The organism is Myxococcus faecalis (assembly GCF_050039385.1).
Lineage (GTDB): Bacteria > Myxococcota > Myxococcia > Myxococcales > Myxococcaceae > Myxococcus > Myxococcus fulvus.
In genome coordinates this window covers 3,786,641-3,812,501 of record NZ_CP144336.1, presented here as the reverse complement: position 1 = coordinate 3,812,501, position 25,861 = coordinate 3,786,641, and the positions used below count along the sequence as shown (strand labels likewise).

The 25,861-nt window shown below is 68.8% G+C and carries 25 protein-coding genes; 11 read left to right on the top strand and 14 right to left on the bottom strand.

Annotated elements, in window-relative coordinates; genetic code table 11:
• Positions 1 to 5: 5 nt before the first annotated feature.
• The 7 genes from VZQ01_RS15050 to VZQ01_RS15020 form a co-directional block, all read right to left on the bottom strand.
• Positions 6 to 194, bottom strand: a complete 189-nt coding sequence (locus VZQ01_RS15050) for a hypothetical protein (RefSeq protein WP_426748192.1) — start codon at positions 192 to 194, stop codon at positions 6 to 8.
• Positions 191 to 1,363, bottom strand: a complete 1,173-nt coding sequence (locus tag VZQ01_RS15045; protein WP_426748191.1) for a hypothetical protein — start codon at positions 1,361 to 1,363, stop codon at positions 191 to 193. The genes VZQ01_RS15050 and VZQ01_RS15045 overlap by 4 nt, the downstream gene beginning before the upstream one ends.
• Positions 1,360 to 2,112 carry an ABC transporter ATP-binding protein gene (locus VZQ01_RS15040; protein ID WP_426748190.1) on the bottom strand — a complete coding sequence of 251 codons (753 nt, stop codon included), beginning with the start codon at positions 2,110 to 2,112 and terminating at the stop codon, positions 1,360 to 1,362. The genes VZQ01_RS15045 and VZQ01_RS15040 overlap by 4 nt, the downstream gene beginning before the upstream one ends.
• Positions 2,109 to 3,026, bottom strand: a complete 918-nt coding sequence (locus VZQ01_RS15035) for an HTTM domain-containing protein (protein WP_426748189.1) — start codon at positions 3,024 to 3,026, stop codon at positions 2,109 to 2,111. The genes VZQ01_RS15040 and VZQ01_RS15035 overlap by 4 nt, the downstream gene beginning before the upstream one ends.
• Entirely contained in the window at positions 3,023 to 3,739 is a 717-nt protein-coding gene (locus tag VZQ01_RS15030) for a DUF5819 family protein (RefSeq protein WP_426748188.1), read from the bottom strand. Before VZQ01_RS15030 ends, VZQ01_RS15035 begins: the two co-directional genes overlap by 4 nt.
• 77 nt (positions 3,740 to 3,816) lie before the next feature.
• Entirely contained in the window at positions 3,817 to 4,191 is a 375-nt protein-coding gene (locus VZQ01_RS15025; protein ID WP_248546545.1) for a hypothetical protein, read from the bottom strand.
• Between the two features lie 307 nt (positions 4,192 to 4,498).
• Positions 4,499 to 5,074 (bottom strand): imm11 family protein, encoded by a 576-nt coding sequence (locus VZQ01_RS15020; RefSeq protein WP_426748187.1) that lies wholly within the window; start codon positions 5,072 to 5,074, stop codon positions 4,499 to 4,501.
• A gap of 145 nt (positions 5,075 to 5,219) precedes the next feature.
• Here VZQ01_RS15020 and VZQ01_RS15015 point away from each other — a divergent pair, with 145 nt between their 5' ends.
• Positions 5,220 to 6,818 (top strand): SNIPE associated domain-containing protein, encoded by a 1,599-nt coding sequence (locus VZQ01_RS15015; RefSeq protein WP_426748186.1) that lies wholly within the window; start codon positions 5,220 to 5,222, stop codon positions 6,816 to 6,818.
• A gap of 16 nt (positions 6,819 to 6,834) precedes the next feature.
• Here VZQ01_RS15015 and VZQ01_RS15010 read toward each other — a convergent pair whose 3' ends face one another.
• Complete coding sequence (locus VZQ01_RS15010) at positions 6,835 to 8,061, bottom strand: hypothetical protein (protein WP_426748185.1); 1,227 nt, start codon at positions 8,059 to 8,061, stop codon at positions 6,835 to 6,837.
• A gap of 160 nt (positions 8,062 to 8,221) precedes the next feature.
• Here VZQ01_RS15010 and VZQ01_RS15005 point away from each other — a divergent pair, with 160 nt between their 5' ends.
• A complete protein-coding gene (locus VZQ01_RS15005; RefSeq protein ID WP_426748184.1) occupies positions 8,222 to 8,530 on the top strand; it encodes a hypothetical protein in 309 nt (102 codons plus the stop codon).
• Positions 8,531 to 8,584: 54 nt separating this feature from the next.
• Here the strand turns inward: VZQ01_RS15005 and VZQ01_RS15000 are convergent, their stop codons facing one another.
• Positions 8,585 to 9,397: an SDR family oxidoreductase gene (locus tag VZQ01_RS15000; RefSeq protein ID WP_223745886.1), complete on the bottom strand. Its 813-nt coding sequence runs from the start codon at positions 9,395 to 9,397 to the stop codon at positions 8,585 to 8,587.
• A gap of 156 nt (positions 9,398 to 9,553) precedes the next feature.
• Between VZQ01_RS15000 and VZQ01_RS14995 the strand changes: the two genes are divergently transcribed.
• The 6 genes from VZQ01_RS14995 to VZQ01_RS14970 all read left to right on the top strand — a co-directional run bounded on the left by VZQ01_RS14995 (position 9,554) and on the right by VZQ01_RS14970 (position 17,545).
• The gene (locus VZQ01_RS14995; protein ID WP_046710965.1) at positions 9,554 to 10,228 is read left to right on the top strand and encodes a MotA/TolQ/ExbB proton channel family protein; all 675 of its coding nucleotides are present in this window, start codon (positions 9,554 to 9,556) and stop codon (positions 10,226 to 10,228) included.
• A gap of 2 nt (positions 10,229 to 10,230) precedes the next feature.
• A complete protein-coding gene (locus tag VZQ01_RS14990) occupies positions 10,231 to 10,656 on the top strand; it encodes an ExbD/TolR family protein (protein WP_141333083.1) in 426 nt (141 codons plus the stop codon).
• A 10-nt stretch (positions 10,657 to 10,666) separates the two neighbouring features.
• A complete protein-coding gene (locus tag VZQ01_RS14985) occupies positions 10,667 to 11,458 on the top strand; it encodes an energy transducer TonB (RefSeq protein WP_223745887.1) in 792 nt (263 codons plus the stop codon).
• A 167-nt stretch (positions 11,459 to 11,625) separates the two neighbouring features.
• Complete coding sequence (locus VZQ01_RS14980; RefSeq protein WP_426748182.1) at positions 11,626 to 14,346, top strand: TonB-dependent receptor; 2,721 nt, start codon at positions 11,626 to 11,628, stop codon at positions 14,344 to 14,346.
• Between the two features lie 2 nt (positions 14,347 to 14,348).
• Positions 14,349 to 15,275, top strand: coding sequence for a hypothetical protein (locus tag VZQ01_RS14975; protein ID WP_426748181.1), 927 nt, complete (start codon positions 14,349 to 14,351; stop codon positions 15,273 to 15,275).
• Between the two features lie 95 nt (positions 15,276 to 15,370).
• On the top strand, positions 15,371 to 17,545 hold the full coding sequence (locus VZQ01_RS14970) for a caspase family protein (protein WP_223782456.1): 2,175 nt from the start codon (positions 15,371 to 15,373) through the stop codon (positions 17,543 to 17,545).
• A 6-nt stretch (positions 17,546 to 17,551) separates the two neighbouring features.
• On the opposite strand, the gene VZQ01_RS14965 is transcribed toward VZQ01_RS14970, so the two are convergent.
• From VZQ01_RS14965 to VZQ01_RS14955, 3 genes are all read right to left on the bottom strand, one after another.
• Positions 17,552 to 18,127 carry an imm11 family protein gene (locus VZQ01_RS14965; protein ID WP_223745891.1) on the bottom strand — a complete coding sequence of 192 codons (576 nt, stop codon included), beginning with the start codon at positions 18,125 to 18,127 and terminating at the stop codon, positions 17,552 to 17,554.
• A gap of 22 nt (positions 18,128 to 18,149) precedes the next feature.
• Positions 18,150 to 19,484, bottom strand: coding sequence for an AHH domain-containing protein (locus VZQ01_RS14960; protein ID WP_426748180.1), 1,335 nt, complete (start codon positions 19,482 to 19,484; stop codon positions 18,150 to 18,152).
• A 105-nt stretch (positions 19,485 to 19,589) separates the two neighbouring features.
• On the bottom strand, positions 19,590 to 20,369 hold the full coding sequence (locus VZQ01_RS14955) for an alpha/beta fold hydrolase (RefSeq protein ID WP_141332316.1): 780 nt from the start codon (positions 20,367 to 20,369) through the stop codon (positions 19,590 to 19,592).
• A 97-nt stretch (positions 20,370 to 20,466) separates the two neighbouring features.
• Between VZQ01_RS14955 and VZQ01_RS14950 the strand changes: the two genes are divergently transcribed.
• Both VZQ01_RS14950 and VZQ01_RS14945 read left to right on the top strand, forming a co-directional pair.
• Positions 20,467 to 20,967 (top strand): nuclear transport factor 2 family protein, encoded by a 501-nt coding sequence (locus tag VZQ01_RS14950; protein WP_426748179.1) that lies wholly within the window; start codon positions 20,467 to 20,469, stop codon positions 20,965 to 20,967.
• A gap of 241 nt (positions 20,968 to 21,208) precedes the next feature.
• Positions 21,209 to 21,628, top strand: coding sequence for a type II secretion system protein GspG (locus tag VZQ01_RS14945; RefSeq protein WP_426748178.1), 420 nt, complete (start codon positions 21,209 to 21,211; stop codon positions 21,626 to 21,628).
• A gap of 121 nt (positions 21,629 to 21,749) precedes the next feature.
• On the opposite strand, the gene VZQ01_RS14940 is transcribed toward VZQ01_RS14945, so the two are convergent.
• Together VZQ01_RS14940 and VZQ01_RS14935 are read right to left on the bottom strand one after the other, a co-directional pair.
• Positions 21,750 to 23,840, bottom strand: a complete 2,091-nt coding sequence (locus tag VZQ01_RS14940) for a Kelch repeat-containing protein (RefSeq protein ID WP_426748177.1) — start codon at positions 23,838 to 23,840, stop codon at positions 21,750 to 21,752.
• 221 nt (positions 23,841 to 24,061) lie between these two features.
• Entirely contained in the window at positions 24,062 to 24,565 is a 504-nt protein-coding gene (locus tag VZQ01_RS14935) for a hypothetical protein (RefSeq protein WP_223782463.1), read from the bottom strand.
• Between the two features lie 219 nt (positions 24,566 to 24,784).
• Here VZQ01_RS14935 and VZQ01_RS14930 point away from each other — a divergent pair, with 219 nt between their 5' ends.
• Positions 24,785 to 25,861, top strand: a complete 1,077-nt coding sequence (locus tag VZQ01_RS14930; protein WP_426748176.1) for a leucine-rich repeat domain-containing protein — start codon at positions 24,785 to 24,787, stop codon at positions 25,859 to 25,861.

Here is a 25,861-nt window from a genome sequence, read left to right as displayed (position 1 = left end):
GCACTTCACTCCTCGGGCACCACGAAGGCCGCGGGGTTGCTCACCGTGAGCTCGACGTGACCACAGCGAGGACACACGTGGACGGAGGTCTCCACGCCCTTGCACAGGCGGGAGCGACCCGGCGGGGTGACATGCAGCCGGAGCATTCCGATGGACGCGGGTGTCATGCGGACATTGCAACGCAGACAATTCATCCTCTTCCCCAGAGCCAGGACGCCACGAGCGCCAGGATGAGTAATGCCAGTTGGCCCGCGATGCGTGGGCCTCGGTGGCGGAGGCAGTAGGTGAACGGGACGAGGAGCCCTGTTCCGGTCATGGCGGCGAGCCAGGATCTGTGCCCCCATCCTACCGCCACACAGACAGTCAGCGCGGGGGCGAGCGCCGCCAGTCCCCATGTCGCCAACAGTCGCGCACGGAAGCGTGCCCCGAGAGGCGCCAGACGCAGCCGGTCCGCAAGCGCCAGCTCGGGTGCGAGAACTCGGTCCAGTACCGCGGCGACTCCCGCCACGGTCAACAGTGCGCAGAGCGTCCAGCGCAGTTGGGGCCTGCCGAAGCCCACCACCGTGGCGGGAACCAGCGCCAGCAGCGAGGGCATCCAGGACGAGCGCAATGCGAGCCGTCCCCATCCTCCGTGTCCCCACCTCGGCTCCGGCGACCGTCTGGGGGTCTCCGTCCCGCGCAGGACGTCCATGAAGGCGTGCAGGGCGCGCTCCCACAGCGGCGGCAGAAGCAGGGGCGTCAGGACGAGGAACGACACCAGCGCGGGTGTCCCCAGTTCCAGCCGGACCAGGGCTCCGAACGCCATCATGGACAGGAACGCCAGCCAGCCGGAGAGCGCCCCCAGCACGCGGGCGCCGCGCTCCTTGCCGAGCCGCCGACCCAGGAAGGTCGCCATGCGGACCGAGGCCCATACGGCCCACCCCAGCGCGCAGCCTCCCGCCACGAGCATGCTGAAGGCCACCCACGGCGCCGCGCGCGAAGCGAGCAGCACGAAGGGCAGACCCACGCACGTCAACGGGCACAGCGCCGCGAGCAGGGTGGGCGTCAGCGCGATTCTCAGCGCATCCCGAGCACCCACGGGTGATAGGGCCAGCAGCCACGGCCCCTGGGGCCTGCCCAGCAACCGGGATAGGGCCACGCCGGCGGCGCCTGTCGCCAGCAGCAGATTGAAGCCCACGAAGCCGCCCATCACGCCCACCCCGAGCCTTCGCGGCGAGGGAGGCGCGATGAAGAGGACGAACGCGGACAGCCCCACGGCGAGCGCCAGCACGACAAGACCCAGGAGCCACCGCGTCCAACGCCAGGGGACGAGCTGGCGCAGCGCATGTCGGGCCTCGCCATGGGCCGCCAGCGCCCAGTTCATGCGACTCCTTCCCGAACCGCGCGGAGCGTCGCGTCCCGGCAGGCGCGTTGATAGAGCTTCGCGGTCCCCCCTTGTCTCGCCATCTCCGCGCGGTCGAACAAGTCCATCACCTGTCCGCGATGCAGCACCGCGAGACGATCCACCAGCACATCGAGCACCTCGGGTTGATGATGGCTCAGCAGGATGCAGTCCCCCGCCTCGGCTCGCGCTCGAAGCAGTCCCCTCAGCCACAGGGCCGCGTCCAGGTCGAGCCCGTTGAAGGGCTCATCCAGCATGAGGACGGATGGCCGATGGAGGAGCGCACAGCAAACAGAGAGCTTCTGCCGCATCCCGCGTGAGTAGCTCTCCACCCAGGCCTCGCGCACCTCCCACAATCCCGTGTCGCGCAACAGGGCCTCGGCCCACGGACGGGCCTGCGTGGCCGGGACTCCCCACAGCAGGGCGAACTGGTTGAGGTTCTCCAGGGCGCTCAAGCGTGGATAGAGCAGGGGTTCGTCCGGGACGAAGCCCAGTCGCTGGCTGGCCTTGCTCGGGTTCGTGGCCACATCGATGCCCGCGACACGCACCTGGCCCGCCCTGGGTTTCAACAGGCCCGCCACGACGCGGAAGAGCGTGGTCTTCCCAGCCCCATTGGCGCCGAGCAGACCCAACACTTCTCCAGGACGCGCTTCCAGCGACACCTGGTCCAGCACGGCGGGCCCTTGCCCATGACGAAAGGACACGCCGCTGAGCTTCACTCCCGACATCATGACTCCTCCGTCGTGGGCACCGAGGCGCGAAACCTTGCTCGCAGCGCCTGCCCAAGGCGCTCCTTCCATCTTGCCGCCCGCGCATACTCCTCGTCCGTGAGCAGGAACAGCTCCAGGCCCATCATCGCGAGGGAGAAGCAGATGAGGCCTATGAAGCCGGCGATGCCCAGGTGCAGGAACAGGCCGAACGCCAGGAAGGGCAGCCGCAGCCGCGTCAGGACGGCGATGGGAAACCACAGCTGATAGAAGAGCGTGGTGTAGCTCGCGGCTGTCGTCAGATAGGGATTGTGGAAGAGCTGGCGCATCGAGGGATGTGAGAACCACTCCACCTGGCTCACGAGGTACAGGGCGGTGCCGTTGCTCCACTTGTCCCCGGTGGCCTTCAAGAAGCCCGAGGTCAAGTAGAGCACGCAGACCTGGAGCCCGATGGCGAGGATGGCGATGTTGTGGAGCCAGACCTCCAACGAGCCACGGCGAGGGACCTTGTGGGCCGGCAGGGCGAACAGCATGTACGTCAGCACCAGGCGGGCGACGTTGTCTCCGCCATCCCCCAGCTCGGGCAATCGCGCCGCGAGGAACAGGGAAGACAGAAGCGCAACGGCCGTTGCCAGACGCGTCGACCAGCCGAAGACGAGGCTGATGGCGGCTGCGCCCATGAGTGTCACCAGGGCCGCGGGACCCCAGTCCAGGGTGTAGATTCCATCCGCGAGGCGTGCCACCGGCGCGCTCAGGAAGTCCTTGCTGGAGCCCTCGCCAAGGCCTTGTGGGCCCCAGAGATAGGCGGCGAAGCGGCCTTCCGTGCTGGCCCGGAAGAGCAGCATGAGCCCCAGGCAGAGCTGCAGCGCCCGCAGCCCGTGGCGCTGGTGGGGTTTGATCGCGAGCCAGTCCCAGGCTTGTCGCAGCGCGGTCTTCATGTTCCCTGCGCCTCGTAGATGCCTGGCAGTGTGACGGTCTCGTCGAGCTTGAAGAGCCCCAGCTCGAAGTCCTGCTCCTTGGAGCGGCCCTCCGCGCGAGCCGACCAGGGCACCGCTCCACGCTCGCGGAAGCGGAGGGCCACGGCACTGAATCGTCTGTGGGGAAAGGCCTCGCGACAGAACGCGGAGCCGACGCGGCGGAACATCCGCGAGGCCAGCTCTCGGCGGGGCTTGAGGGCGATATCGCGCGCCTCGCACGCCCGGGTATCACCCTTCTCGCAGGCTTCGTGGAAGGGGTACAGGTCTGGCCCGCCATTGAGATACGTGCGCAGCGAGTTCTGCAGCGGGCGCACCAGCCGTTCATAGGCGGAAAGTCGATGCCGCTGGGCCTGCTTGAAGTGCGCGGAGGAGACATCCTCCCAGCCCTCGCTGGGCAGGGGCCGCGAGGAGTCCTCGGGAACGTCCTCGGCGCTCAGACAGCGGACGAGCAGCACCTGCGTGCTCTGGACCGGCGTGGGCGCGAACAGGCTCCAGTTCTGTGGGAAGTAGGTCCCGATGGTGAGGTTGGCGGCGAAGCCAAGCTCCATCTTCACCGGGTTGAGAGGGAACACGTACAGGAGCGTCAGCGCGAAGTGGAGGATGAGCCCCACGAGCGTGGCGACACGTGTGGCGTGACCCAACACCTGACCACAACGAGCGAGCGGACGGAGCATGACGGTCCTGTTCGAGGCGAGGCCCCGGCACGCTCTTCCCGGAGGGTGCCGGCTCCTGAGTCATGGACGCGTGAGTGTCAATCGAGCGCGGTCGACGGCACGAAGGACGCGAGTGGATGCGCGCTGTCGCCCATCATGTAGGTCCAGGCCTGGGTCCCCGCGTAGTACGCCGCGCCGGACGCCGCACCGGAGACCGCGCCGACCACGGCGCCGCAAGCCGCGCCCACCGGCGAGCCGACCATCGCGGCCGTCACGGCGCCACCCGCCGCACCCCCCGCGGCCCAGCCCACCGCCTGCCCACCAAAGTCCGTCCAGGTCCAGTTCGACTCCCGCATGAGCCCCGACACCGGGGATGCCTCCGGTGACAGGGTGGCCTCCGCGCGAACCGTGGTGGAAGAGAACCCCAGGCCGACAACACCCACCACTGCAATCGTCTTGAGAACGGCGTTCAAGTGACACCTCCGGTATGCCGGCACACCCCATGTGCCGAGAGCGTTTGGAATCGGAGCTTCTGGAGGGCGCTTACAACGGCCCGCGGCGTGGCACCCTCGATTCGTGCCGGACCGCCGGGCTTTCAGGCCATGCGGATGCGCATGGTCTGTGTTTGATTCCAGTGGATGGACGTCATGCAGGGCCCCCTTCCAGCGATGAGTCAACCCAGTATCGGGGGGCGCCCCATCACCGGCCATACCTCGCGAGAGGTAGAGCGTCGTAATCGTTCAGCGAAGGGGGCTCGAAGGGCCTGCGGACCGCGGACGGTCAGACCTCTTCGAACTCGGCGCCCGTGATGTTCGCTCGCTCCAGGGCCACCTTGACGTCCTCGGAGACGATGAGGGCAACGGGCCAGCCCCAGGTGCGGAACACCTTCGCGTCGCCGACGCGCGAGTGGTCGAGCTTCATGCCGAAGACGCTGCGGTACTGGCCGAGCATGTCCGGCCGCTCGTCCTCCGGCTTCCAATAGAGGACGTCCTCCGTCGCCGCGTCATCGATGCAGCGGACCAGCTTCGTGGCGACGAGAATGAGGTACTCATCCGGGCAGCCTGCGATATTCGCGGGGAGCAGTTGAACGTCCTCAGGAGCAAGCTCCGCGAAGAGGGTAGCCACTCGAACATGGACAACAGGGGTCATGCTGACGCCCGCCAGGCTGAAGTCACGTCGTCGCCCGGCTTCTTGAATGGGGAGCGTCAGTCGGCCATGCGTCGTCGCGGGTCGTCCCGACGTGAACTCCCAGAGGTCATCCGGTTCCTGTCCCCGCTCGTCCAGCGGAACCCCCAGGTACCAGTTCCCTGCCTGCACGGCTTCGTTGAGCCTGAAGTATCGATGGGGAGTCGGCATGGAGGAGGTCTTCCTGGCGTCCTCATTCCAGCAGGTCCCCGAAGGACCTGCCACCCGCTCTCTGTCTCTACCCCTCGGGTGGTATGGCTGGTGATGAGGCTCCGCTCGATGCTGGCGTGACTCATTGCTGGAAGGGGGCCCCTGTATGACCGGGTGGTGTCTGCTGCTCCTGGCGGTGGCGTTCGCGGAGTTCATCGCGCTCTCCGTCCTCGTCGGGCTGAAGAAGGATGCGGAGGCGACACTTCGTTCGGTGAAGGATGAGGGTGAGCGGCAACTCTCCGCCCTGCGTGAGCGCAATTGTGTGCTCGAGAAGTACCAGGCCATCATCGACGTGGAAGCCCACGTGGCGACGCTGCGAGACGAAGCCGAGAAGAGCGCCGCCGAGGTCCTGGCCAGCGCTTCAACGGAAGCCGCTTCCCTGCGAAGCCGTGCCGATGTGGACGCGGCGGAGATTCGCAAGCGTGCCGAAGGCTCCCTCGCGGATGCGAGCCGCGAGGCCAGCCGGCTCATCGAGTCCGCGAACAAGCGCGCACAGGAGATCGCCGGCGAGGCCTTCACGGCCATCCAGAAATCGAAGCAGCTGGAACAGACCGCCACGGCGATGCGCAACATCATCGAGGGATACGGAGACCGCTACCTTGAACCCACCCAGGGCGTGCTCGACGAACTGGCAGAGCAGTTCGGCTTCACCGACGCCGGTGCCAGGCTCAAGGCCTCCCGCGAGAAGATGCGCTCGATGATTCGCACGGGCAAGGCGGCCACCTGCAACTACGCGGAGGCCCACCGCCGCGCCACCGCCATCGAGTTCGTCCTCGACGCCTTCAATGGCAAGGTGGACTCCATCCTCGCGGACGTCCGCCACGACAACCACGGCACGCTCTCACAGAAGGTGCGCGACGCCTTCAGCGTCGTGAACCACAACGGGCAGGCCTTCCGGGAGGCACGAATCCAGCTGGACTACCTGAACGTACGCCTCGATGAGCTCAAGTGGGCCGTGGTGGTCAACGAGCTGAAGCTGAAGGAGCGCGAGGAGCAGCGGCTCATCAAGGAGCGCATCCGCGAGGAGGAGAAGGCCCAGCGGGAATTCGAGCGCGCCCAGCGGGAGGCCGAGAAGGAAGAAGACGTCCTTCGCAAGGCGATGGAGAAGGCCCGGAGCGAGTTCGAGAAGGCGGGGGACGCGCAGAAGGCCAGATACGAGGAGAAGCTCGCCGAGCTCGCCCTGAAGCTCCAGGAGGCGGAGGAGAAGAACAAGCGAGCCCTCTCCATGGCCCAGCAGACGAAGACAGGCCATGTCTACGTCATCTCCAACATCGGCTCCTTCGGCGAGGACGTCTTCAAGGTCGGGCTCACCCGCCGGCTGGAGCCGCTGGACCGCATCCGGGAGCTGGGGGATGCGAGCGTGCCCTTCGAGTTCGACGTGCACGCCCTCATCCACAGCGAGGACGCCCCCTCCCTCGAGCGCGAGCTGCACAAGCGCTTCGTCCGGGCCCAGGTCAACAAGGTCAATCCCCGCAAGGAGTTCTTCCGGGTCGCGCTCCGTGACATCCGACAGGTCGTCGACGAGATGGGCCTGCAGACCCAGTGGACGATGACCTCCGAGGCCCGGGAGTACCGGGAGACGCAAGCCGTCGAGCGCTCCATGCAGAGCCAGTCCTTCGAGGAGAGCACCTGGCTCAAGAAGCAGCTCGAGGCGCAGGACGCGATGCGCCTCGAAGCCACCCGTGGCGCCGAGCTCGCGGGATGACGCTCCCGCGCCCCGCCTACGGCGCCGGCAGCGGCTGCCAGTTCGGGTCCGGCCAGACGAACGGATTGCCCCCCTGGCCCGGATTCGCGTTGCCGAAGTACCGCTGGCAGCCCGCGGTGTTCCCCGGCTCCCCCCGAGACTCCCAGAAGCCCGGACATACCTCCGCCGGGATGCGCGTGCGGCAGTCCGCCATCGTCCGCTCGCCCGCGCTCGGCTGCGCGTAGTACGCGCTCACGAAGTTCCACGCGATGCGCTGGAGCGCCTGCACCGTGGCCGCGTTCGCACCCGCGGGCCCCGCGGCCCCCTCGGGCGAGGACCGGAACACGGAGGCATGGTGGACCGCGGCCATGAAGTACGCGCCCAGGTTCGTCAGGTGGACGTTGTCGCTGAAGAGCACGTTGAGCCGCTGCGACGTCGTCCCCGTGATGCCCGGCACCTCGCCCGCGATGACCCGCTCCACCAGGTCCACCAGCGCCGCGCCACCCGGAAGCGCACGCACGCGGTCCACCCGCCCCTCGGCCTGCAGCGTCAGGTTCACCTTCGAAGACACACACTCCCACGCGACCCGCGCGTTCTTCTCATAGGCAATCCACCGCGAGGGGTTGGCTTTATCGATGTCCAACCACGTGTGATAGAAATACGTGACGGCCCGCGGGTTGCCGGCAATCAACCGGTCATGGAAGTGCCGCAGATAGCCGATGGTGTTCTCCCACTCGATGGTGCCCAGCAGGTCGTGCCGCTCGGTGATGAGCAGGGTGTCGTACTTCTCGCCCGTGCCCAGCGTCCGGGGGGACAAGAGCTCCTGCACCACGTCCATGCCGGAGCCCTCGCGGTTCTTCCCGCTGCGATACCCCTCCCAGCCCCCGTTGCCCCAGGTCCGCACCCGGATGGGTGAACCAATCACATTCTGCTGGTTCCACTTGGAGTCCTTGCCCTTGCTCGCGGCGATGTCCGCGAAGTGGTCGGGCATGGGGTTGTCGAGCAGGCTGTGTCCGGAGAAGAAGACCCGGGCGCTCGTGATGGGCGCGGAGTCGGGCCCGCCCGCGTCCGGAACCCCCGCATCCGGAGTCCCCGAGTCTGGAGCACCGGCATCACCCGGACCGGCATCAGGCCCGCCCCCGTCCGGTGGCTGTGTGCCCGAATCCACGACATCGGGCGGGTCCTTCATGATGTTGGCCTCGCCACAGGCCAGTCCGAGGGAGCAGAGCAACAGGGCGCACAGGCCCCGACGTGATGCATTCATGGTCCAGGCCTCATCTCGTGAACGTGAACGCTCTATCGCGGGCCTGAAGAGGAAGTCAGTACGTCAGCCGGCCTGCGATTTCGCACGGGACAGAGGTCTTCAGCCGGACTGTGATGCCCGGGCCGCGGACGCCTTGCAATACCCCGAGTATGGGTTCGTAATGTCTGACGTCCGCACGGATGCGGACGGCACGGGAGACACGATGAAGAACCTGCGATGGCTGATGTGCGCGGTGGCGCTGTCTGTCGTTGGCTGTGGTGGCCCTGTCCCGGAGGAGGAGGCGCTCCCCGAGGACCTCTCCGAGGGCCAGGTGTCCCAGGCCGCGGTGACGTGCACGGAGACCTGGGGCACGTGCAACGTGGGACGGTGCGAGCTGGGAGCGCTCGACCGGTTCGCGATCCTCACCACGACCTGTTGTGACGAGAACGGCGCCTGTACCACCACGCGCAAGCGCATCTGCGGCTGCTAGCCACGGATGGCCTCCCGGTCCACCGCCGTCACGGTGGACCGGGGCCCGCGCGCCCTACCGCCGCCGGTCCTGGATGGTCTTGAACACGATGCGGTCCAAGAGGCCCGGGGTGAACAGCTTGAGGTACTGACCCACCTTGCCCTTGGTGGTCATCACCACCTCGCGCTCGCGCTGGTCCATGGCGCGCAGGATGATGGCCACGCAGGTGGCCACGTCCATGTTGTTGCCCTCGCTCTCGTCATGGGCGCTCACCTGGAGCGGCTTGCCGTCCTTGCCCAGCGCGTTGGCGCGCACGTTGGTGGACACGAAGCCGGGACACACCACCGTGACATCCACCCCCGTGCCCATCAGCTCCACGCGCAGCGAGTCGAAGAACCCGTGCATCGCGTGCTTGCTCGCCGCGTAGCCCGTGCGCGTGGGCACGCCCGTCTTCCCCGTCAGGGACGAAATCGCCACCAACAACCCACGCCGCGCCTTCAGATAGGGCAGCGCCGCGTGCGTGCAGTACACCGCGCCCAGGTAGTTGATGCGCATCAGCCGCTCGAAGATGCCCAGGTCCGTGACGTCCTCGAACTTCGCGTCCATGGAAATGCCCGCGTTGTTGACGAGCACGTCCACGCCGCCGAAGGCCTCCACCGCCTTCTCCACCATCCGCCGGCACGCCTCCGGGTCCCCCACGTCCGTGGCCACCGCCACGGCCTTGCCCCCCGCCGCCTCGCACCGCTGCTTCACCCGCTGGAGCGCCTCCTCGCTCCTGGCCGCCAGCACCAGGTTCGCGCCCCGCGCCGCCAGCGCCACCGACAGCTCCTCGCCGATGCCCATGGAGGCACCCGTCACGACCACGCACTTGCCTTGCATGGCCCGCATTCTCACCTCGCAGGAACGGCCCGTCGAGGGTCGCCTGCCCTGGGGCCTACACCCACGCACAGGGGTTCAGATCCACCGTGAATCGACCGGGTGACACTTCCTGGCGCCCCCGGTGTTCCAGTCGCGCCAACGCATTTCACGAGGGGAAGGAACACCATGTCGTCCATCGCGGTCATCGCCCAGGCTCATGCGGAGAACCTCGGGTGGCTCAGCAGCAAGCTGCTCGGCTTCACGCTCACCTCCGCCGAGTGGGTGCTCTGGATCCTGGTGTGCCTGTCGGTGCTGTCCATCGGCATCATGCTGGAGCGCGCGGTGTACTTCGCCCGGTACCGGCTGGCGGACTCGGAGGCGCTGGCGGTGCGGCTGGCGCGCGGCGAGCACGAGGCGGTGCGCGTGGCCATCCAGGGCAAGCGCGGCATGGAGGCGGCCATCATCCGCGAGGGCCTGGCCTCCAGCGAGCAAGGCGCCGACACCGTGGAGCAGGTCATCGCCTCCACCATGGCCCGCGAGCGGCCCCAGTACGAGCGCTTCCTCTCCTTCCTGGGCACGCTGGGCAACAACGCCCCGTTCATCGGCCTGTTCGGCACGGTGCTCGGCATCATCAAGGCCTTCAATGATTTGGGCGCCAGCAACGTGAAGGGCGCGGCCATCCAGCAGACGGTGATGGGCGGAATCTCGGAGGCGCTCGTCGCCACGGCGGTGGGCCTGGCCGTCGCGATTCCCGCCGTCGTCGCCTTCAACATCTTCAACCGTCAGCTCAAGACGCTCACCAGTCGCGCCAACGCCCTGGGCCACGCCCTGGTCGGCAGCCTGCGCGCGGAGGCCCGCTAGCCATGGCCGGAGGCGCGCAGGAGAACGAAGAGGAAATCACGGGCATCAACGTCACGCCGCTGGTGGACGTGGTGCTGGTGCTGCTCATCATCTTCATGGTGACGGCGAACTTCATCGTCCGCGAGACGGTGGAGGTGGACCTGCCCCGCGCGGCCAACGGCGGCGAGACGGTGCAGGGCCTGGTCAACGTGGTGCTCGACAAGGAGGGCAAGCTCTACTTCGACGGCGCGCTCGTCACCGAGCCGGAGCTGTCCGCCAAGGTCGCGGAGGCGGTGGCCAAGGACAAGGACACGCGCGCCATCATCAGCGCCGACCAGACCATCGCGTACGGCCAGGTGATGCGCCTCATCGACACGGTGAAGGGCCAGGGCATCGCCAAGTTCGCCCTCAACATCGAGAAGGACGCCGCGCCCGCGCCGCGGGGCTGACGTGAAGGCCATGAGTACGAGCGCGCTCGACAGTGAGTTCGTGTTGCCCCGCCGGGGCGGCAACGGGTTGTTCGTGGGGTTCGTCGCGGGCTCGCTCGCGCTGCACGGGTTGGGGTTGGTGGTGCTGCACACCCGTCCTCCCGAGCGCGCCGCGCCGCAGCGGCCCGTGGAGTTGGTGATGGTGGAGGTGACGAAGCCGCCGCCTCCGCCGCCCGAGGTGAAGGAGGAGCCCAAGCCCGAGCCGCCCCCGCCGCCCAAGGTGCGCGTGAAGCCCCCGCCGGTGAAGGTGGCCCAGGCCCCCAGGCCCCTGCCGCCTCCGCCCACGGAGGCCCCGCCGCCGCCCAACGAGACGCCGCCGCCGAGCGCGAAGCCCGCGCCCCTGGTGGTGGGCATGTCCCTGTCCTCCACCACCAGCGCCGGAGGCTTCGCGGCCCCGGTGGGCAACACGCTCTACGGCCGCACCGCCGACAAGGCCAAGGCGCCGCAAGAGGTGAAGGCCTACAGCGCGCCGAAGTACACGCCCATCTACCAGGTGGACCGTGAGCCGCAGCTGGCCAGCGAGGTGAAGGTCCCCTATCCCGAGGAGGCGCGCCGGCTGGGCGTCGAGGGCACGGTGACGCTGTCCATCACCATCGACCCGGAGGGCCGCGTGGTGAATGCGCGCGTGCTCAACGGGCCGGGGCACGGACTGGAGGAGGCCGCGCGCAACGCCATCCTCCGCTTCCGCTTCCGTCCCGCCTTCAAGGGCGGCGAGGCCGTGTCCACGGAGATGAAGTACGCCTATACCTTCCTGCTCGACTGAACCCCCGCTCCCGCTGGGAGAGGGCCGGAGCGAGGAGATGCATCGGTGGGCCTCATCCACATCCACGGCCCGGAACTGCCCGCCGACTCCTCCAGCACACCCTCACTCCGTCCCTTTGCCGGCGGGAGCCCACACCCCGTCTCCACGTCCCCGCTCCTGAAAGACCTATGTCCTCGAATGTGAATGCCCGCGCCGCGCTCGCCGCCGCCTCCCTGTGGGTGGCGACTCCGGTGCTCGCCCAGGCGCCCACGCCTCCGGCCCCGGGCGCGCAAGCCGCGGCCCCGCCTCAAATCACCAGGCCGCCCGCGCTGGTGCAGCCCGTGGAGGCCGTGTATCCGCCGGAGGCGCTCGCGCAGGGCCTCACCGCCTCGGTGCGCCTCATCATCACCATCGCCGAGGATGGCAGCGTCTCGGACGTGCAGCCCACCGAGCCCGCGGGCCACGGCTTCGACGAGGCCGCGCTCGCCGCCGTGCGCCAGTTCCGCTTCTCGCCCGCCGAGGTCGACGGCGTGCCCGCGCCCGTGCAGGTCGAGTACGTCTACCACTTCACCCTCACCGCGAAGGCCCCCGCCGAGGGCGCCGCCACCGAGGAGCCCGAGCAGCCCAAGGCCGTCCTCACCGGTCAGCTCATCTCGCGCGGCAGCCGCTCGCGCGTGGCCGGCGCCACCGTGCGCTGTGGCGACGACGCGGACGCGGCGGAGGCCGTGTCGGACGCGGACGGCCGCTTCACCCTCGAGGTGCCCCCGGGGGAGTGCGCGGTGCGCGTCGTCGCCTCCGGCTACCAGCTCTACCAGACGAAGGAGACGCTGAAGGAGAACGAGACCACGGAGGTGAACTTCTACCTGGCCCCGGCCGGGAGCGCCTTCGAGACGGTGGTGCGCTCGGACCGCCCGAAGAAGGAGGTGGTCCGCCGCACGGTGACGCGCGAGGAGGCGCAGAAGACGCCGGGCACCTTCGGTGACCCCATCCGCGTCCTCCAGACGCTGCCCGGTGTCGCGCGCGCGCCGTTCATCTCCGGCGACCTGCTGGTGCGCGGCTCCAACCCGGGCCAGACGGCGACGCTGATGGACGGGGTGCGCATCCCCAACCTCTTCCACCTGCTCGGCGGCCCGTCGGTGGTGAACGCCGAGTTCATCGACTCGCTCGACTTCTTCCCGGGCGGCTACGGCAGCCAGTACGGCCGCGCGGTGGGCGGCGTGGTGGACGTGACGACGCGCAAGGGCGCGGCGGACACGGTGCACGGCTCGGTGAAGGTGGACCTGCTCGACGCGGGCTTCTTCCTCGAGGCGCCCATCACCGACGGCATCAGCGTGGCGGCGTCCGCCAGGCGCTCGTACATCGACACCATCCTCCCCGCGGTGCTTCCCAAGGACGAGGGCACCACGCTCTCCATCGTCCCGGTGTACTGGGACTACCAGCTCCGGCTGGACTTCGGCGCCCCGCGCGGCTCCACCCCTGAGCCCGGCGCGGCGCGCAGCACCGGCTACGTCATGGCCTTCGGCAGTGACGACAAGCTGCGCCTGGTCACCGGCGGCGAGGAGTCCTCCGCGGACATCGAGCTGAACACGCACACGCGCTTCCACCGCGTGAAGGGCGACTGGACGTACCGCAAGGGCAACTTCAGCTCCGTCTTCACGCCGTACGTGGGCGTGGACTACTTCGACATCTCCTTCGGCAACTACATCGAGGACGACACCATCTACTCGCTGGGCGCGCGCGAGGTGATGGCCCTGGACGTCTCCTCGCTGCTCACCGTGCGCACGGGTCTGGACGTCTACTTCGACCACGTGAAGATCGACGTGCAGGCCCCCTCCGTGGGCGGGGCCGAGTACGTGCCCTTCCCGGGCTCGGAGCCCGTCTCGGAGCTCATCTACGAGAAGCGCACCATCAACGGCTTCGACGGCGCGCTCTTCGCGGAGGCGGACCTGAAGCTCGGCCCCGTCACCATCACGCCGGGCGTGCGCGGCAACTTCCAGAAGGTGGGCGGCACGCGCAACTTCCTGTTGGACCCGCGCCTGTGGGTCCGCTACGGGTTCAGCGAGCGCACCGCCTTCAAGGGCTCGCTCGGCCTCTACAGCCAGCCGGCGGACACCTTCCAGTTCGTCTTCGCCCCGTACGGCAACCCGCTGCTCGGCTACCAGCGCGCCTTCCAGTCCAGCCTCGGCGTGGAGCAGCGCCTCAGCGACGTGTGGAACGTGGACGTCACGGGCTTCTTCAACCGCCGCTTCGAGAACGTGGTGTCTCCGGGTGACGTGCGCCCCTCGGACAACGGCAGCTTCGTCCAGGACCGCTTCGTCAACATGGGCATCGGCAAGGCGTACGGCGTGGAGTTGATGGTGAAGAAGGAGCGCGCCTCCGCCACCGACAAGTGGTACGGCTGGCTGTCGTACACCCTCAGCCACGCCGAGGACGGCCGCGCGGGCCCCAAGCCCCGCGCCGAGGGCCCCCTGGGCGGCGACGGCCTGCCGGGCGTGGGCGAGGAGACCTACGGCCCCAGCCCCTGGGACCAGACCCACATCCTCACGCTGGTGGCCAACTACGTGCTCGGCAACGGCTGGGAGCTGGGCGGGCGCTTCCGCCTCACCACCGGCCGTCCGGTGACGCCCCTGGTGCACCCGCATGACATCTACAACTCGGACTCGAACAACTACTCGCCGTCGTACGGGCGCTATCTCTCCGGGCGGGCCTCGAGCTTCCATCAGCTCGACGTGCGCGTGGAGAAGGGCTGGCGCTTCGACAACTGGACGCTCGCGCTCTACCTGGACGTCCAGAACCTCTACAACGCGGAGAACGTCGAGTTCGTCTTCAACGACTACCGCTACCGCAAGGAGATGGAGATTCCCGGCATCCCCATCCTCCCCGTGCTGGGCGTGAAAGGGAGCTTCTGACCATGGGGACCTGGTTCAAGTGTGGCGGACTGTTGTTGATGGCGCTGGGCGCGGTGGCCTGCGTCGACCCGGATGACCACTCGTCCCACGTGCGCGACCTGCGCGTGCTGGGTATCGCCGTGGAGCGTCCGGAGCTGATGGCTCCGACGTGCGAGCCCACCGCGGAGGCGCTGGAGGTGCTCACCGAGCAGGTGTCCTACCGGGCGCTGCTGGTGGACCCGTTGGGGCAGGGGCGCTCCATCGCCTACACGCTGACGGCCTGCGCGGACCCGGAGGACTCGCTCTGCGAGGACGCCTCGAAGCGCGTGGAGCTGGCGCGGGGCACCACGACGGCGGGCGAGCTGGTGCTGCCCATCCGGCCGGGCGCCTCGCAGCTCGCGGACGGGACGCTGCTGCTGGACGCGGTGCGCGAGGCGGACCCGTACCAGGGCTTCGGAGGCCTGCGCATGCCGCTGGTGCTGCATGTCACCGCGGGCGAGGAGGGCGTCTATGCGCAGAAGCTGATGGTCTTCACGTGCCCGCTGGTGCCGGGCATGGCGCCCAACCAGCAGCCTCAGCTGCAGGGGCTCACGCTGGACGACGCGGCGTGGGACGCGGAGGCGCTGCCCGAGCTCAAGGGGAAGGGGCCCTTCGTGGTGCGCGCCAACGACATCTCCGCGCTCGAGGAGTCGTACGTGGTGCCGGGGTTCCGCAAGGAGGCGGTGCAGCTCAAGGAGTCCTGGGCCATCACCTGGCACGCGACGTTGGGGAAGTTCTCCGTGGAGGAGACGGAGAGCGTGGAGTTCAACGGGCAGCCGGGCCGTCACCGCACGGAGTGGGAGCCGCCGGAGAAGGACGGGGTGGCACAGGAGGTCACCTTCTGGGCGGTGGTGCGAGACGGGCGGGGAGGCAGCTCCTGGCTCGTCCGTCGGGCGCGCTGGACGCCGTGACGTGGTAGCGGATGGCTCGCAAGGGGGCGGCCATCCGGGATATGCCCGGTGCTCGCGCGAGGCCGGGCCGGAGCTGGAGCGGAAGTGGGACGCGGATGATGAGTGGGAGCACAGCGCGCCGGTGGGGACGCGTGGCCTGCGTGTTGGCCATGTGGGTGCTGGGAGTGTGGACGCGTGAGGCCCACGCGGCCCGTCGTGACGAGGCGCCCGACGCCACGTTGCGCCGCTTCGCGCTCATCGCGGGCTCCAGCGAGGGCGGCCCGGGGCGCGAGCGCTTGCGCTACGCGGGCTCGGATGCCCTGGCGATGTCGCGGGTACTGCAGGAGCTGGGCGGCGTGGCCTCGGCCGACCAGGTGCTGTTGCTGGAGGCGGACCGGGGCGCGTTGCTGGCCGCGCTCGAGCGGCTCGTGACGCTGGTGGAGGCCGCCGCCGTGCCGGGGCTCCGGCGCGAGCTGGTGGTGTACTACTCGGGCCACTCGGACGCGGACGGGCTGTTGCCGCGCGGCGAGCGCGTCTCCTACGACGATTTGCGCAAGCTCATGTCCCGCGTGCCGGTGGACGTGCGCATCGCCATCCTGGACTCGTGCGGCTCGGGCGCGCTCACGCGCTACAAGGGTGGGCTCCGGCGGCCCGCGTTCCTCACGGATGCGTCCGCGCAGGTGCGGGGGCATGCGTACCTGGCCTCGAGCTCCGCGGATGAAGTGGCGCAGGAGTCGGACACCATCGGCGCGTCGTTCTTCACGCACTTCCTGGTGACGGGGCTGCGCGGGGCGGCGGACATGTCCGGGGATGGGCGCGTCACGCTGCACGAGGCGTATCAGTTCGCGTTCCACGAGACGCTGGCGCGCACGGAGCGCTCGCAGGGTGGGCCGCAGCACGCGGCCTATGACATCCAGCTGGCGGGCAGTGGGGACCTGGTGATGACGGACCTGCGCGGCTCGAGCGCGCGTCTGGGGATTGCCGAGGAGGTGCACGGGCGGCTGTTCGTGCGCGACTGGGGCAACCAGTTGGTGGCCGAGCTGCGGAAGCCGTTGGGGCGCAGGCTGTCGTTGGGGTTGGAGCCGGGGCGCTACCACGTCACGTTGGAGCGTCCGTCGCAGCGCTTCGAGGCGGAGCTGGTGGTGGGGGTGAAGGGAGGTGCGCAGCTGCGGGTGGGGGACTTCGTCCCGGTGACGCTGACGCGCACGGTGTCGCGAGGAGGCGCGGTGGCGGATGCGCCGCTCGCGCGGGAGTCCTCGGGCGCGCGGGAGGATTTGCCGTCGGTGCCGGTGAACCTGTCGCTGGTGCCTCCGTTGTCGACGACGTCGCTGTGGGGTGGGGGTGGGCTCAACCACGTGGCGCTGGGGGGGCTGGCGGTGCGCTCGTTCCAGTTGCGTGGGGTGGGGGTGGCGGGAGGGTTGGGGTGGGTGGATGGGACGATGGAGGGGGCGCAGGTGGCGGGCATCGCCAACGTGACGGGGGGCGAGGTGCTGGGGCTCCAGCTGGCGGTGGGTGGCAACCTGGCCTTCGGCGGGGCGACGGGGGCGCAGATGGCGGCGGTGGTGAACTACTCGGAGCGGGCGTTCAGCGGGCTGCAGCTCTCGGTGGTGGGCAACCGCGCGGACGAGCAGATGCAGGGCTCGCAGCTCGCGGTGGGCGTCAACATGGTGGAGCGGCTGACGGGAGCGCAGGTGGGGCTCTTCAACCTGGCGGGCAGTGTGTCGGGCGCGCAGGTGGGCTTCATCAACGTGGCGGGGAACGTGAAGGGGGTGCAGCTGGGGCTCATCAACATCGCGGACGACGTGTCGGTGCCCATCGGGTTGTTGAGCCTGGTGCGCAAGGGGCGCATCGCGTTCGAAATCTGGGCGGACGAGGTCTCTCCGTTGTCGGTGGGAGTGAAGTACGGCAGCCGCACGGTGCATGTGATTGCGAGCGCGGGGGTGTCGCCGTGGAAGGATTCGTGGCGGACCTTCAAGTCGTTGGGCGTGGGGGTGCACCTGCCGGTGGGGGCGGCGGACCGCTACTACGTGGACCTGGACCTCTCGCTGGGAGGGTGGACGCCGCAGTTGTTCGAGGAGGGGAGGCCGAACAACCTGTATCGGCTGCGCGCGAGCTTCGGCTGGGAGCTCAAGCGGCGCTTCGCGGTGTTCGGCGGGTTGTCGCTGAACGCCTACAAGCCGCCCGAAGAGGACCCGGACCAGGACGTGACGTGGATGCCGCAGTGGCAGACGGGCCGAGGGGCCTCCGGCACGCGCATGTGGCCCGGCCTGTTCCTGGGCGTGCGCATCTGACGCGCGTCAGACCTCCTCGAACGCGGCCCCGGTGACCTTGGCCTGCTCCAGGGCCACCTTGAGGTCCTCGGAGACGATGAGGGCGATGGTCCATCCCCAGGTGCGGAACACCTTGGCTCCGCCCACTTTCGTCGAGTCGATTCGCATGCCGAAGACACTGCGGTACTGGTCGAGCTTGTCCGGACGTTCATCCTCCGGCTTCCAGTAGAGGACCTCTTCGGTGGCCTGGTCGTCGATGCAGCGGATGAGCTTGGTGGCCACGAGCATGACGTACTGCTCTGGAGTGCCTTCGACATCGACGGGGAAGAGCTGAACGTCGTCGGGCGCCAGCTCCGCGAAGAGGTGGGCCACGCGGACATGGACGATGGGCGCGCTCCCGACGCCTGCCATACAGAAGTCCAATCGTCGTCCAGGCTCTCTGATGGGAAACGTCAGACGGCCTGGAGGCGGGATGGGCTGTCCCATCGCGAAGGCCCAGATGTCCTCGACCTCCTGACCCGTCTCGCCCGAGGGGTCTCCCAGGTACCAGTTCCCGCCTTGGACGTCTTCGCTGAGCCTGAAGTAGCGCGGTGGGTTCGGCATGACGGATGCTCTAGCTATCACACTAGCCCTGCGTCAGAAGCTTATGGAGTCGTGTCCCGGGCGTCTGTGCTTCCTGGGCGAGTTTGCGCAGCTCGCTGGTGAGTGCCTTGCGACAATCCACCACGGTTCGACATCCTGACAAAGCCTGCCTCAGTCGCTCGTCGATCTGCTTGTGATAACGCATGGGATGGGGGCCTTTATGGCCTGCGACCTTGACGATGTTCTCCGGGTCCTTGAGTTCCATCCCGGCGCGGGTGAAGAGCTCTCGGAATCGTGGTGTCCAAGGTCCTCCTCGCGCCGTGGAGACATCGTTCTTGTTCGTGGCGATGTGATGCTTCTGGGGCTTGCCCATGCCCTGGTTCGCCATGGCCAGCGCATTCGGCGCGAGTGCGACGGTGAATCCCTCCGAAGTGAGCGCGATGGACCGGACGCTTCCCACCGCCGCATATTGGAAGCCGGCCTGGGTCTCCACGGCGAGGGCTGCCTGCGCCGAACCTGGGAGTCGAGGGGCCTTCGCCGCGAGTCCGGCCGTGTTGCCGATGGCGGCCGTGGCCAACATCAAGAAGACGCGTGCTGAGTTCTCCCCGAGGACTTCGCCGTAGGACTCGCCGGCCGAGTGGAGTTGCTCGAAGGTCCTGGCCTGGTCGACCGCGCGGACCAGCGTCAGCCATCCATCCAGCAGGCTCCACACCGTGTCCACGCCGAGGTAGGCGATGGCAAGGGCCGTCAACGTGGCCGCGACGCCCTTGGACACGGGCTCGGGGAGCGCCCAGAGCAGCAGGTACATGGTCACCGCGGAGGTGAGGGTGGCCATGACCGCGCTCGGGTCCGTCATGTCATCGAGGGCCTCCAGCGACGCTTCCCATACGGAGCCGAGGGCGATGGCCAGCGCCAGCGTGTACTTGCCATCGCTGGCCAATAGAGGGCCTTCATCGAGCAGACGTAAGCAGTCTCCAGGCTGGTCACGTCGTTCGCACCACTGGCCATAGGCGCGCGTCAGCTCGTCGTCCGCATAGGACTCGAGCAGGTGGGGGCCCGCTCCATCCTCCTGGGACTGGGGAATGAGCCGTGATGGGCCGCGCTCGTACCGGTACACACCGCTGCGTGTGGGCACGCCGAAGAGCTCCCGTGCCTCCTTCATGGGATGGCGGAAGGGCGGAACGTCCCGGGCCAGCGCCGCCAGTGACTCCTCGAACTCAGCGTCGTCGATTCTGGCTTCTTCGACCTCACCGCCGACGTCTTCGTACGGGGTGAGCGTCACGGAGCCGTGCTCCGTCTCCAGCCGCACGACCCGGCTCGTCGCACAGCCAGGGATACACATCATCACGAGCAGCGGTAGTGCTCTGCGGAGCCACATGGAGAATCCCCCGGCGAGTCGCCAGCAATGCGCGGGCATCATCGTTGAGTGCCGGGTGTGTGCTCCACATGTCGCCTCCTCGCGGCCCTGGCTTCGAGCAGGGCCTCACTCGCGCAGGAGCCACTCCAGCAGTTCCTTGGCCGAGTCCACGTGGACGAAGTGGCCGGCGTTGGGGAACGTCGTCACCGGGCAACCAGCGGCCTCCAGGCGCGCGGCCTCGGCGTCGGAGACGTAGCGCGAGCGGCCTCCTCGGACAGCGCGCATGGGCGGGCGGTCCGGACGCTCCACCGCGGCCCACAGGTCCGTGCCGTTGACGCGCGAGTGCAGCTCCGCGAGCGCCTGCCGGTCGAAGCGCCAGCGCACCCCTTCTCCCTCCGGCATCAGGTTCATCACGAGCCAGTCGGCCAGGTGGTCGGACAGCCCACGCGAGGTGAGCTCGGCGCGCATGTCCTTGCGGTTGGGCGCGCGCGGCGGCGCCTGGAGGAGGATGCCCAGCACCATGCCGCTGTCGGACAAGTCGTACGGCACGGGGCCCGGCGCGATGTCGAGCAGCGAGACGTGGGCGACCGCCTCCGGGACGTGGAGGCTGGCGGCGAGCGACACGCGGCCTCCGAGCGAGTGGCCCACCCAGTGGAGCGCGCCGCTGAAGCCCTGGGCCCGCGCGGTGTCCACCACGTCGCGCGCCACGCTGAAGAGGTCCGAGCTGGGCGGCGGGACAGGGGAGGCGCCATGGCCGGTGAGGTCCGGGAGGAGGAAGCGGCGCCGAGGGTCCGCCGCGCTCCACGCCGTCGCCAGCGAGCGCAGGTTGCGCCCCGTGCCCAGGAAGCCGTGCAGCAGCACCGTGGGCACATCCCCCTCACCGACCTGGAAGCTCTCGAGGACCACGCGACTCACACCTTTCTGGCCAGCCCGGGTGCGCTTGACCCGGGGGTGGGCCGTGCCGCTTCATACCCCGAACTTCTCATCGACGAGGTCGCTTCGCGTGTCCACTGTCTCCCTGTTGTTGTTCGTGCTCTCCGCCGCCCCCGTGACGGGCAAGGCCGCTGACCCGAAGGCCGCCATCACCACGGTGCTGGATGACTGGCACCTGGCCGCCGCCCAGGCGGACGAGGCGCGCTACTTCAAATACTTCACCCCCGACGCCATCTACCTGGGCACCGACGCCACCGAGCGCTGGACGCGCGACGAGTTCCGCGCGTGGGCGAAGCCCTACTTCTCGAAAGGCAAGGCGTGGACCTTCAAGGTCACCTCGCGCCACATCACCGTGTCCAAGGACGGCAAGGTGGCCTGGTTCGACGAGGTGCTCGACACGCCGAACCTGGGGCCCAGCCGTGGCAGCGGCGTGCTGGTGAAGGACGGCGCCACCTGGAAGATCGCCCAGTACAACCTGTCCATCCCCATCCCGAACGACATCGTCGATGACGTGGTGAAGCGCATCGCGGAGGCGTCGAAGCCCGCTGCGGCGCCCGCGCCGAAGAACTGAGTTGTCGCAGAGCCCCTGAGTGGGAAATCTCGGCCTGGGGGCCTCGCCGACAACGGCCCCGAACAGGACGAACCTCATGCCGGCACGAGGTCTGCACTGGCCTCCTCGTGGCGCTTCTCTCCGGTGGTCGGAGGAAGGGCCGCGGGTCAGCGCCACGTGTGAAGCCAGACGCTGCAACGACATGGCGACGCACGCGACGAAAGCGACCCTGCCAGAACGTCACATGAGGTGAAGAACAGTCATGAACCGGAACAAGTCCAGGCAGCACCGCCGTCACCGTCGCGGCATGACGCTCATTGAAATCATGGTGGTCATCACCATCCTCGGGCTCATCGCCGCGGCGGTCGGCGTCGCCGTCATGCCCATGCTGGGAGAAGCGAAGGGAGACAGGGCCTCGTTGGACATCAAGAACATCGAGACCGCCCTCAAGCTCCACTACACGAAGACAGGACACTTCCCGGACACGAGCGCGGGGCTCGGCGCACTCGTGGAGAGCCGGGTCCTCGAGCAGCTCCCCAAGGACCCGTGGCAGAACGACTACGTGTACCTCAACGAGGGCGGCCGCCCCGTCGTCCTCTCCTACGGCGCGGACGGCGCCGCGGGCGGTGAGGACGAGAACGCCGACATCTCGTCTGCCTCCGCACCAGCCCACAAGAGCTGAGTCGGGCCTGACGGATTCGGAGAGGCGAGCACTCGCCTCATCTGAACGGCCTCGAGCGGCACGTGAGGCTCGAATGACGAGGGGCGACGGGCCCGAAGCACCGTCGCCCCGTGACACGCCGCTACGGCGTGTACAGCTCCGCCGAGGGCTCACCGGCGGGCCCGCAGCCCACCGCGAGCACCTCCTGGGTGTAGAGCGGCGTCAGCGTGAAGCCCGCGCGGGCGACGCGCATGCCCGCCGTCTCCTTCCAGGTGTTCGTCGCCGGGTCGAACAGCTCCGCGCTGGCCAGCGTGGTGGTGACGGGCTGTCCGCCCCCCACGCGCGACAGGCCTCCCGCCGCCATGAGCGCGCCCGACGCGAGCAGGGCGCTCGAGTGCTCGTGGCGCGTGGTGGCGAGGCTCCCCACCGGAGTCCACGTGCCCGTGGTGTGCGAGTACACATCCGCCACCTTCACGGAGAGCGCGCCGAAGTTCAGGGAGTTGCCCGTGCGTCCGCCCGCGGCGAGCGCCAGCCCGGAGCCCAGCACGTCCAGCGTGAAGTCGCTCCTCCCGGCCCAGGCGATGTTGGTGGTGTACGTCCACGCCCCCGTGGTCGGGTCATAGAGCTCCACCGTCGGCGTCTGCGTCGTCATGGAGTTGGTGAAGTACGTTCCGCTCGCCACCATCACCTTGCCATCCGGGATCAGCACCGCGCTGTGGTCCGCGCGGCCGAAGTTGAGGCTGCCCGTGACCGACCAGGTGCCCGTGGCCGGGTCGTAGACCTCCGCGCTGGTCAGGTAGTTGATGGTGTTGATTCGTCCACCGGCCACGACCACCTTCCCGGTGGGCAGCACCGTCGCGGTGAAGCCCTCGCGCGCGTTGTTCAGGCTGCCACGCGCCGTCCACGTGTGGGTGTCCGGGTCATACAGCTCCGTCGTGGTCTGCGTGGTGGACGCATTGCCGCCGATGACCAGCACCTGTCCCCACGGCAGCCGCACGGCCACGTGTCCGCTGCGCGCCTGCGTCATCGAGCCCAGCGACGTCCAGGTCCTGGTGGCCGGGTCATAGGACTCCACGCTCGCGAGCGGGGTGCCGGAGCTCGAGCCGCCCGCCACGAGCACCGCCCCCGAGGGCAGCTCCGTGGCGGTGTGCTGGCAGCGTCCCACCCACAGCGAGCCGGTGGCGCTCCACGACTGCTGTCCCGGCTCATACAGCTCCGAGGACGCCGTGGGCGTGGCGCCGATGGCGCCGCTGGAGAGCAGCACCTGCCCGGAGCGCAGCAGCGCGGACACGCCGCCGGTGCGGCTGGAGAGCAGGGGCGCGGTGATGCTCCAGGTGCCCGTGGCGGGGTTGTACAGCTCGCTGGTGCCGCTGCTGTCGAAGACGAGCACCTTGCCGGACGGCAGCAGCGCGGCGTGGTGGCTGGAGCGGGCGCGGGACATGGAGCCGGTGGGCGTCCAGGTGTTGGTGGCCGGGTCGTACAGCTCCGCTGTGTTGGTGCCGCTGCCACCGGCGATGAGCACCTTGCCGGAGGGCAGCAGCGTGGCGGTGTGGCTGTGGCGCGCCCGGCTCATCGGGGCGGCATGGGTGAAGCTGTTCGTCGCGGAGTCGAACAGCTCCGCGGTGCTCAGCGTGCTCAGCCGGCTGCTGCCACCCGCGACGAGCGCCTTGCCGCCGGGCAGCGCGGTCAGCGTGTGCCGGTAGCGACCTCCGTTCATGCTCGTGGCCGTCCAGCTGTTGGTGAACGGGTCATAGAGGTCCGCGCTGGAGAGGATGCCGATGGCGCCCGAGTAGCCGCCGGTGATGAGCACCTTGCCCGTGGTGAGCTTCGCGGCCTGCCCCACCGTGCGAGTCGAGGGAGAAGCGGCCGCGGCGGTCCAGGTCCCCGTCGTCGGCCAGTAGATCTCCGCGGTGTTGAGCACGACGCCCGCGCCCCCGCCGCCGTAGCCGTTCGCCACCAGCACGCGGCCGTTGTCCAGCAGGGTGGCGGTGTGCTCGCTGCGAGCGCCCGTCATCGAGCCCGTGGGCGTCCACGAGGCGTTGGCCGGGTTGTACAGCTCCGCGGTGGTCGTCACGGCGCCGGAGATGCTGCCTCCGACGACGAGCACCTGCCCGGTAGCCAGCCGCGTGGCGGTGGCGTTGCCCCGCGCATACAGCGCCGAGGTGGTCGGGAGCCATTGTGGCGTCGCGAGGGCCGCGGTCTGAGAGTCCGTGGCGGGAGGGGGTGACTCCACGGTCGCGGGACCACAAGCCGCGCAGGCAATGAGCGTGAGCAGGGCAGGAAGGAGCGCAATTCGTTTCATGGGAGCGCCCGACGGCGCGGGAATCGCTCTCCGCTCGGGCGCGGCGAATCCTGGACCCTTATCCCAGTCAGTTCAAACGGACCCTGACCGGGTCGGTCGCTACCTCGGCGCTCGAAGGAAAGTTTTGAGCGTGGTGTGTCAGGAGTTGCAGCTCATTGGATGTAGGTGACGACCTGGCTCCGGCAGGTGGAGGGGTCGAAATAGGATTGCGTCGGGTCGATGGTGCAGAGGACCCCCTGATTGCCGGCGGAGGCCTGGTTGATGACGCCGGAAAAGACTCCGTTGCTGTCGCGGGTGACAGAGAATTGCCAGATGCACGTCTTCGCGGCGCCCAACGGATCCGAGGGGTTGGTCGTGAAGAGGTACTGGTGGGTTCCCGGAAGGTTGGTGAACACTCCCGCCGAAGCGAAACCGCCGGCGGCGACGAAGTTCGGGAAGGGAGGGGTCAGGGTCCCGGATGACGAGACCGTGACGCCGGTGAGGTTCAGGACGTAGTACTCCTGCCACGCCATGCACAGCAGGGGCATGGCACCCGGAGTCGAGGGGCGCGCAGGCAGCACGAAGGTCTCTGTCCAGGATGGCTCGGCGAGGCCGCTGGTCGGGGCAAGGGACAGCGGCAGGGCGAAAGCCAGCAATCGCTTCACGTTCCGGGTCACGAGAACCTCCTGGAATGCCATTGCGGGGATGGGCTCAATTCCTAACATGGTTGCCGTTGGCGCGGCAAACGAGGTGGGATTGAAGTGGGAGCAGATGTTTTCGAGGAGGCGTGGACTGGCCTGGAATACAGGGAGGTCGGGCGCGCCGGCGTCACGCGCCGGGCTCCAGGATGCATTCGCGCTTCCCCCACGGATTCGGATGCGGGTAGGGAACAGGACATGCCGAAGAAGTCCGTGTCGCCGACGATGCAGTGGAAGAAGGTGGAGAAGCAGGCCACCCAGGTGCTGGGGAGGGGCGCCGTGGGGCGCTACGCGGAGGACCTGGAGCCGCGCGTCGTGCCGTTCTCGGCCGTGCCCGACATCGCGTCGCTGCTGCCCGCCGAGTACGTCGAGTTCATCGAGGCGCTCGGCTATCGGTGGCTGTCGACCTCCGAGTCCACGCTGGGCTTCCTCCCGCCGCGCTGGCGGGTGAGCCTGTCCCAGCAGACCGGTGTCCCCGACCGGCACTGGAGCGAAGTCCGCGCCGAGCGCGAAGCGGGGACGCACACGTACGCGTTCGTGATGTTCGCCGCTCGCGACCTGGAGGACGTCAACGGCTTCGCCTTCGGCCAGGGCACCCAGGGCGACGGGCTGGTCGTCTGGAGCGTGGAGGAGAGCCTCCCCGTGGACGAACTGGGGCCGTTCTCCGCCTGGCTCGCGGAGGAGCTGGGCTCGATGGCCGAGTCACTCCAGGGCGCGGAGGAGGGCGCCACCTCCCAGGAGCCGCCGGACCTCGCGCAGGCCTCCCTCCCGAGGGCGGCCGCGTCCAAGGCCAAGGGCGCCTTCGTCCTGTTCGACAGGTTCCCGCGCGACTCCAAGGAGCTGCTGTTCAACGGCCGCAAGCTGGGGGAGCTGCCGCCGGTCATCGGCGAGTTCACCGAGCTGGAGTCCCTCTGGGTGCGCACCACGGGCATCCAGCAGGTCCCACCGGAGCTGGGGCGACTCACGAAGCTCAAGAAGCTGGACCTGTCCTTCAACCCCGCGTTGGCGCAGCTGCCGCCGGAGCTGGGGAACCTCGAGTCACTCGAGTCGCTCAACCTGCGGCAGACCGGCGTGACGACCTTGCCCGACTCGCTGGAGCGGCTGCGTCGCCTGGCCTTCCTCGACCTCCAGTCCACGCCCCTGACGACGGTGCCCCCGGTCCTCTTCCGGATGCCGTGGCTCAGGACGCTGGACCTCTACTCGACGACGCTGCCGCCCCAGGAGCTCGAGCAGCTCCGGCTCGCGCTCCCCGAGTGCAAGCTGGGCCTGAGCTGA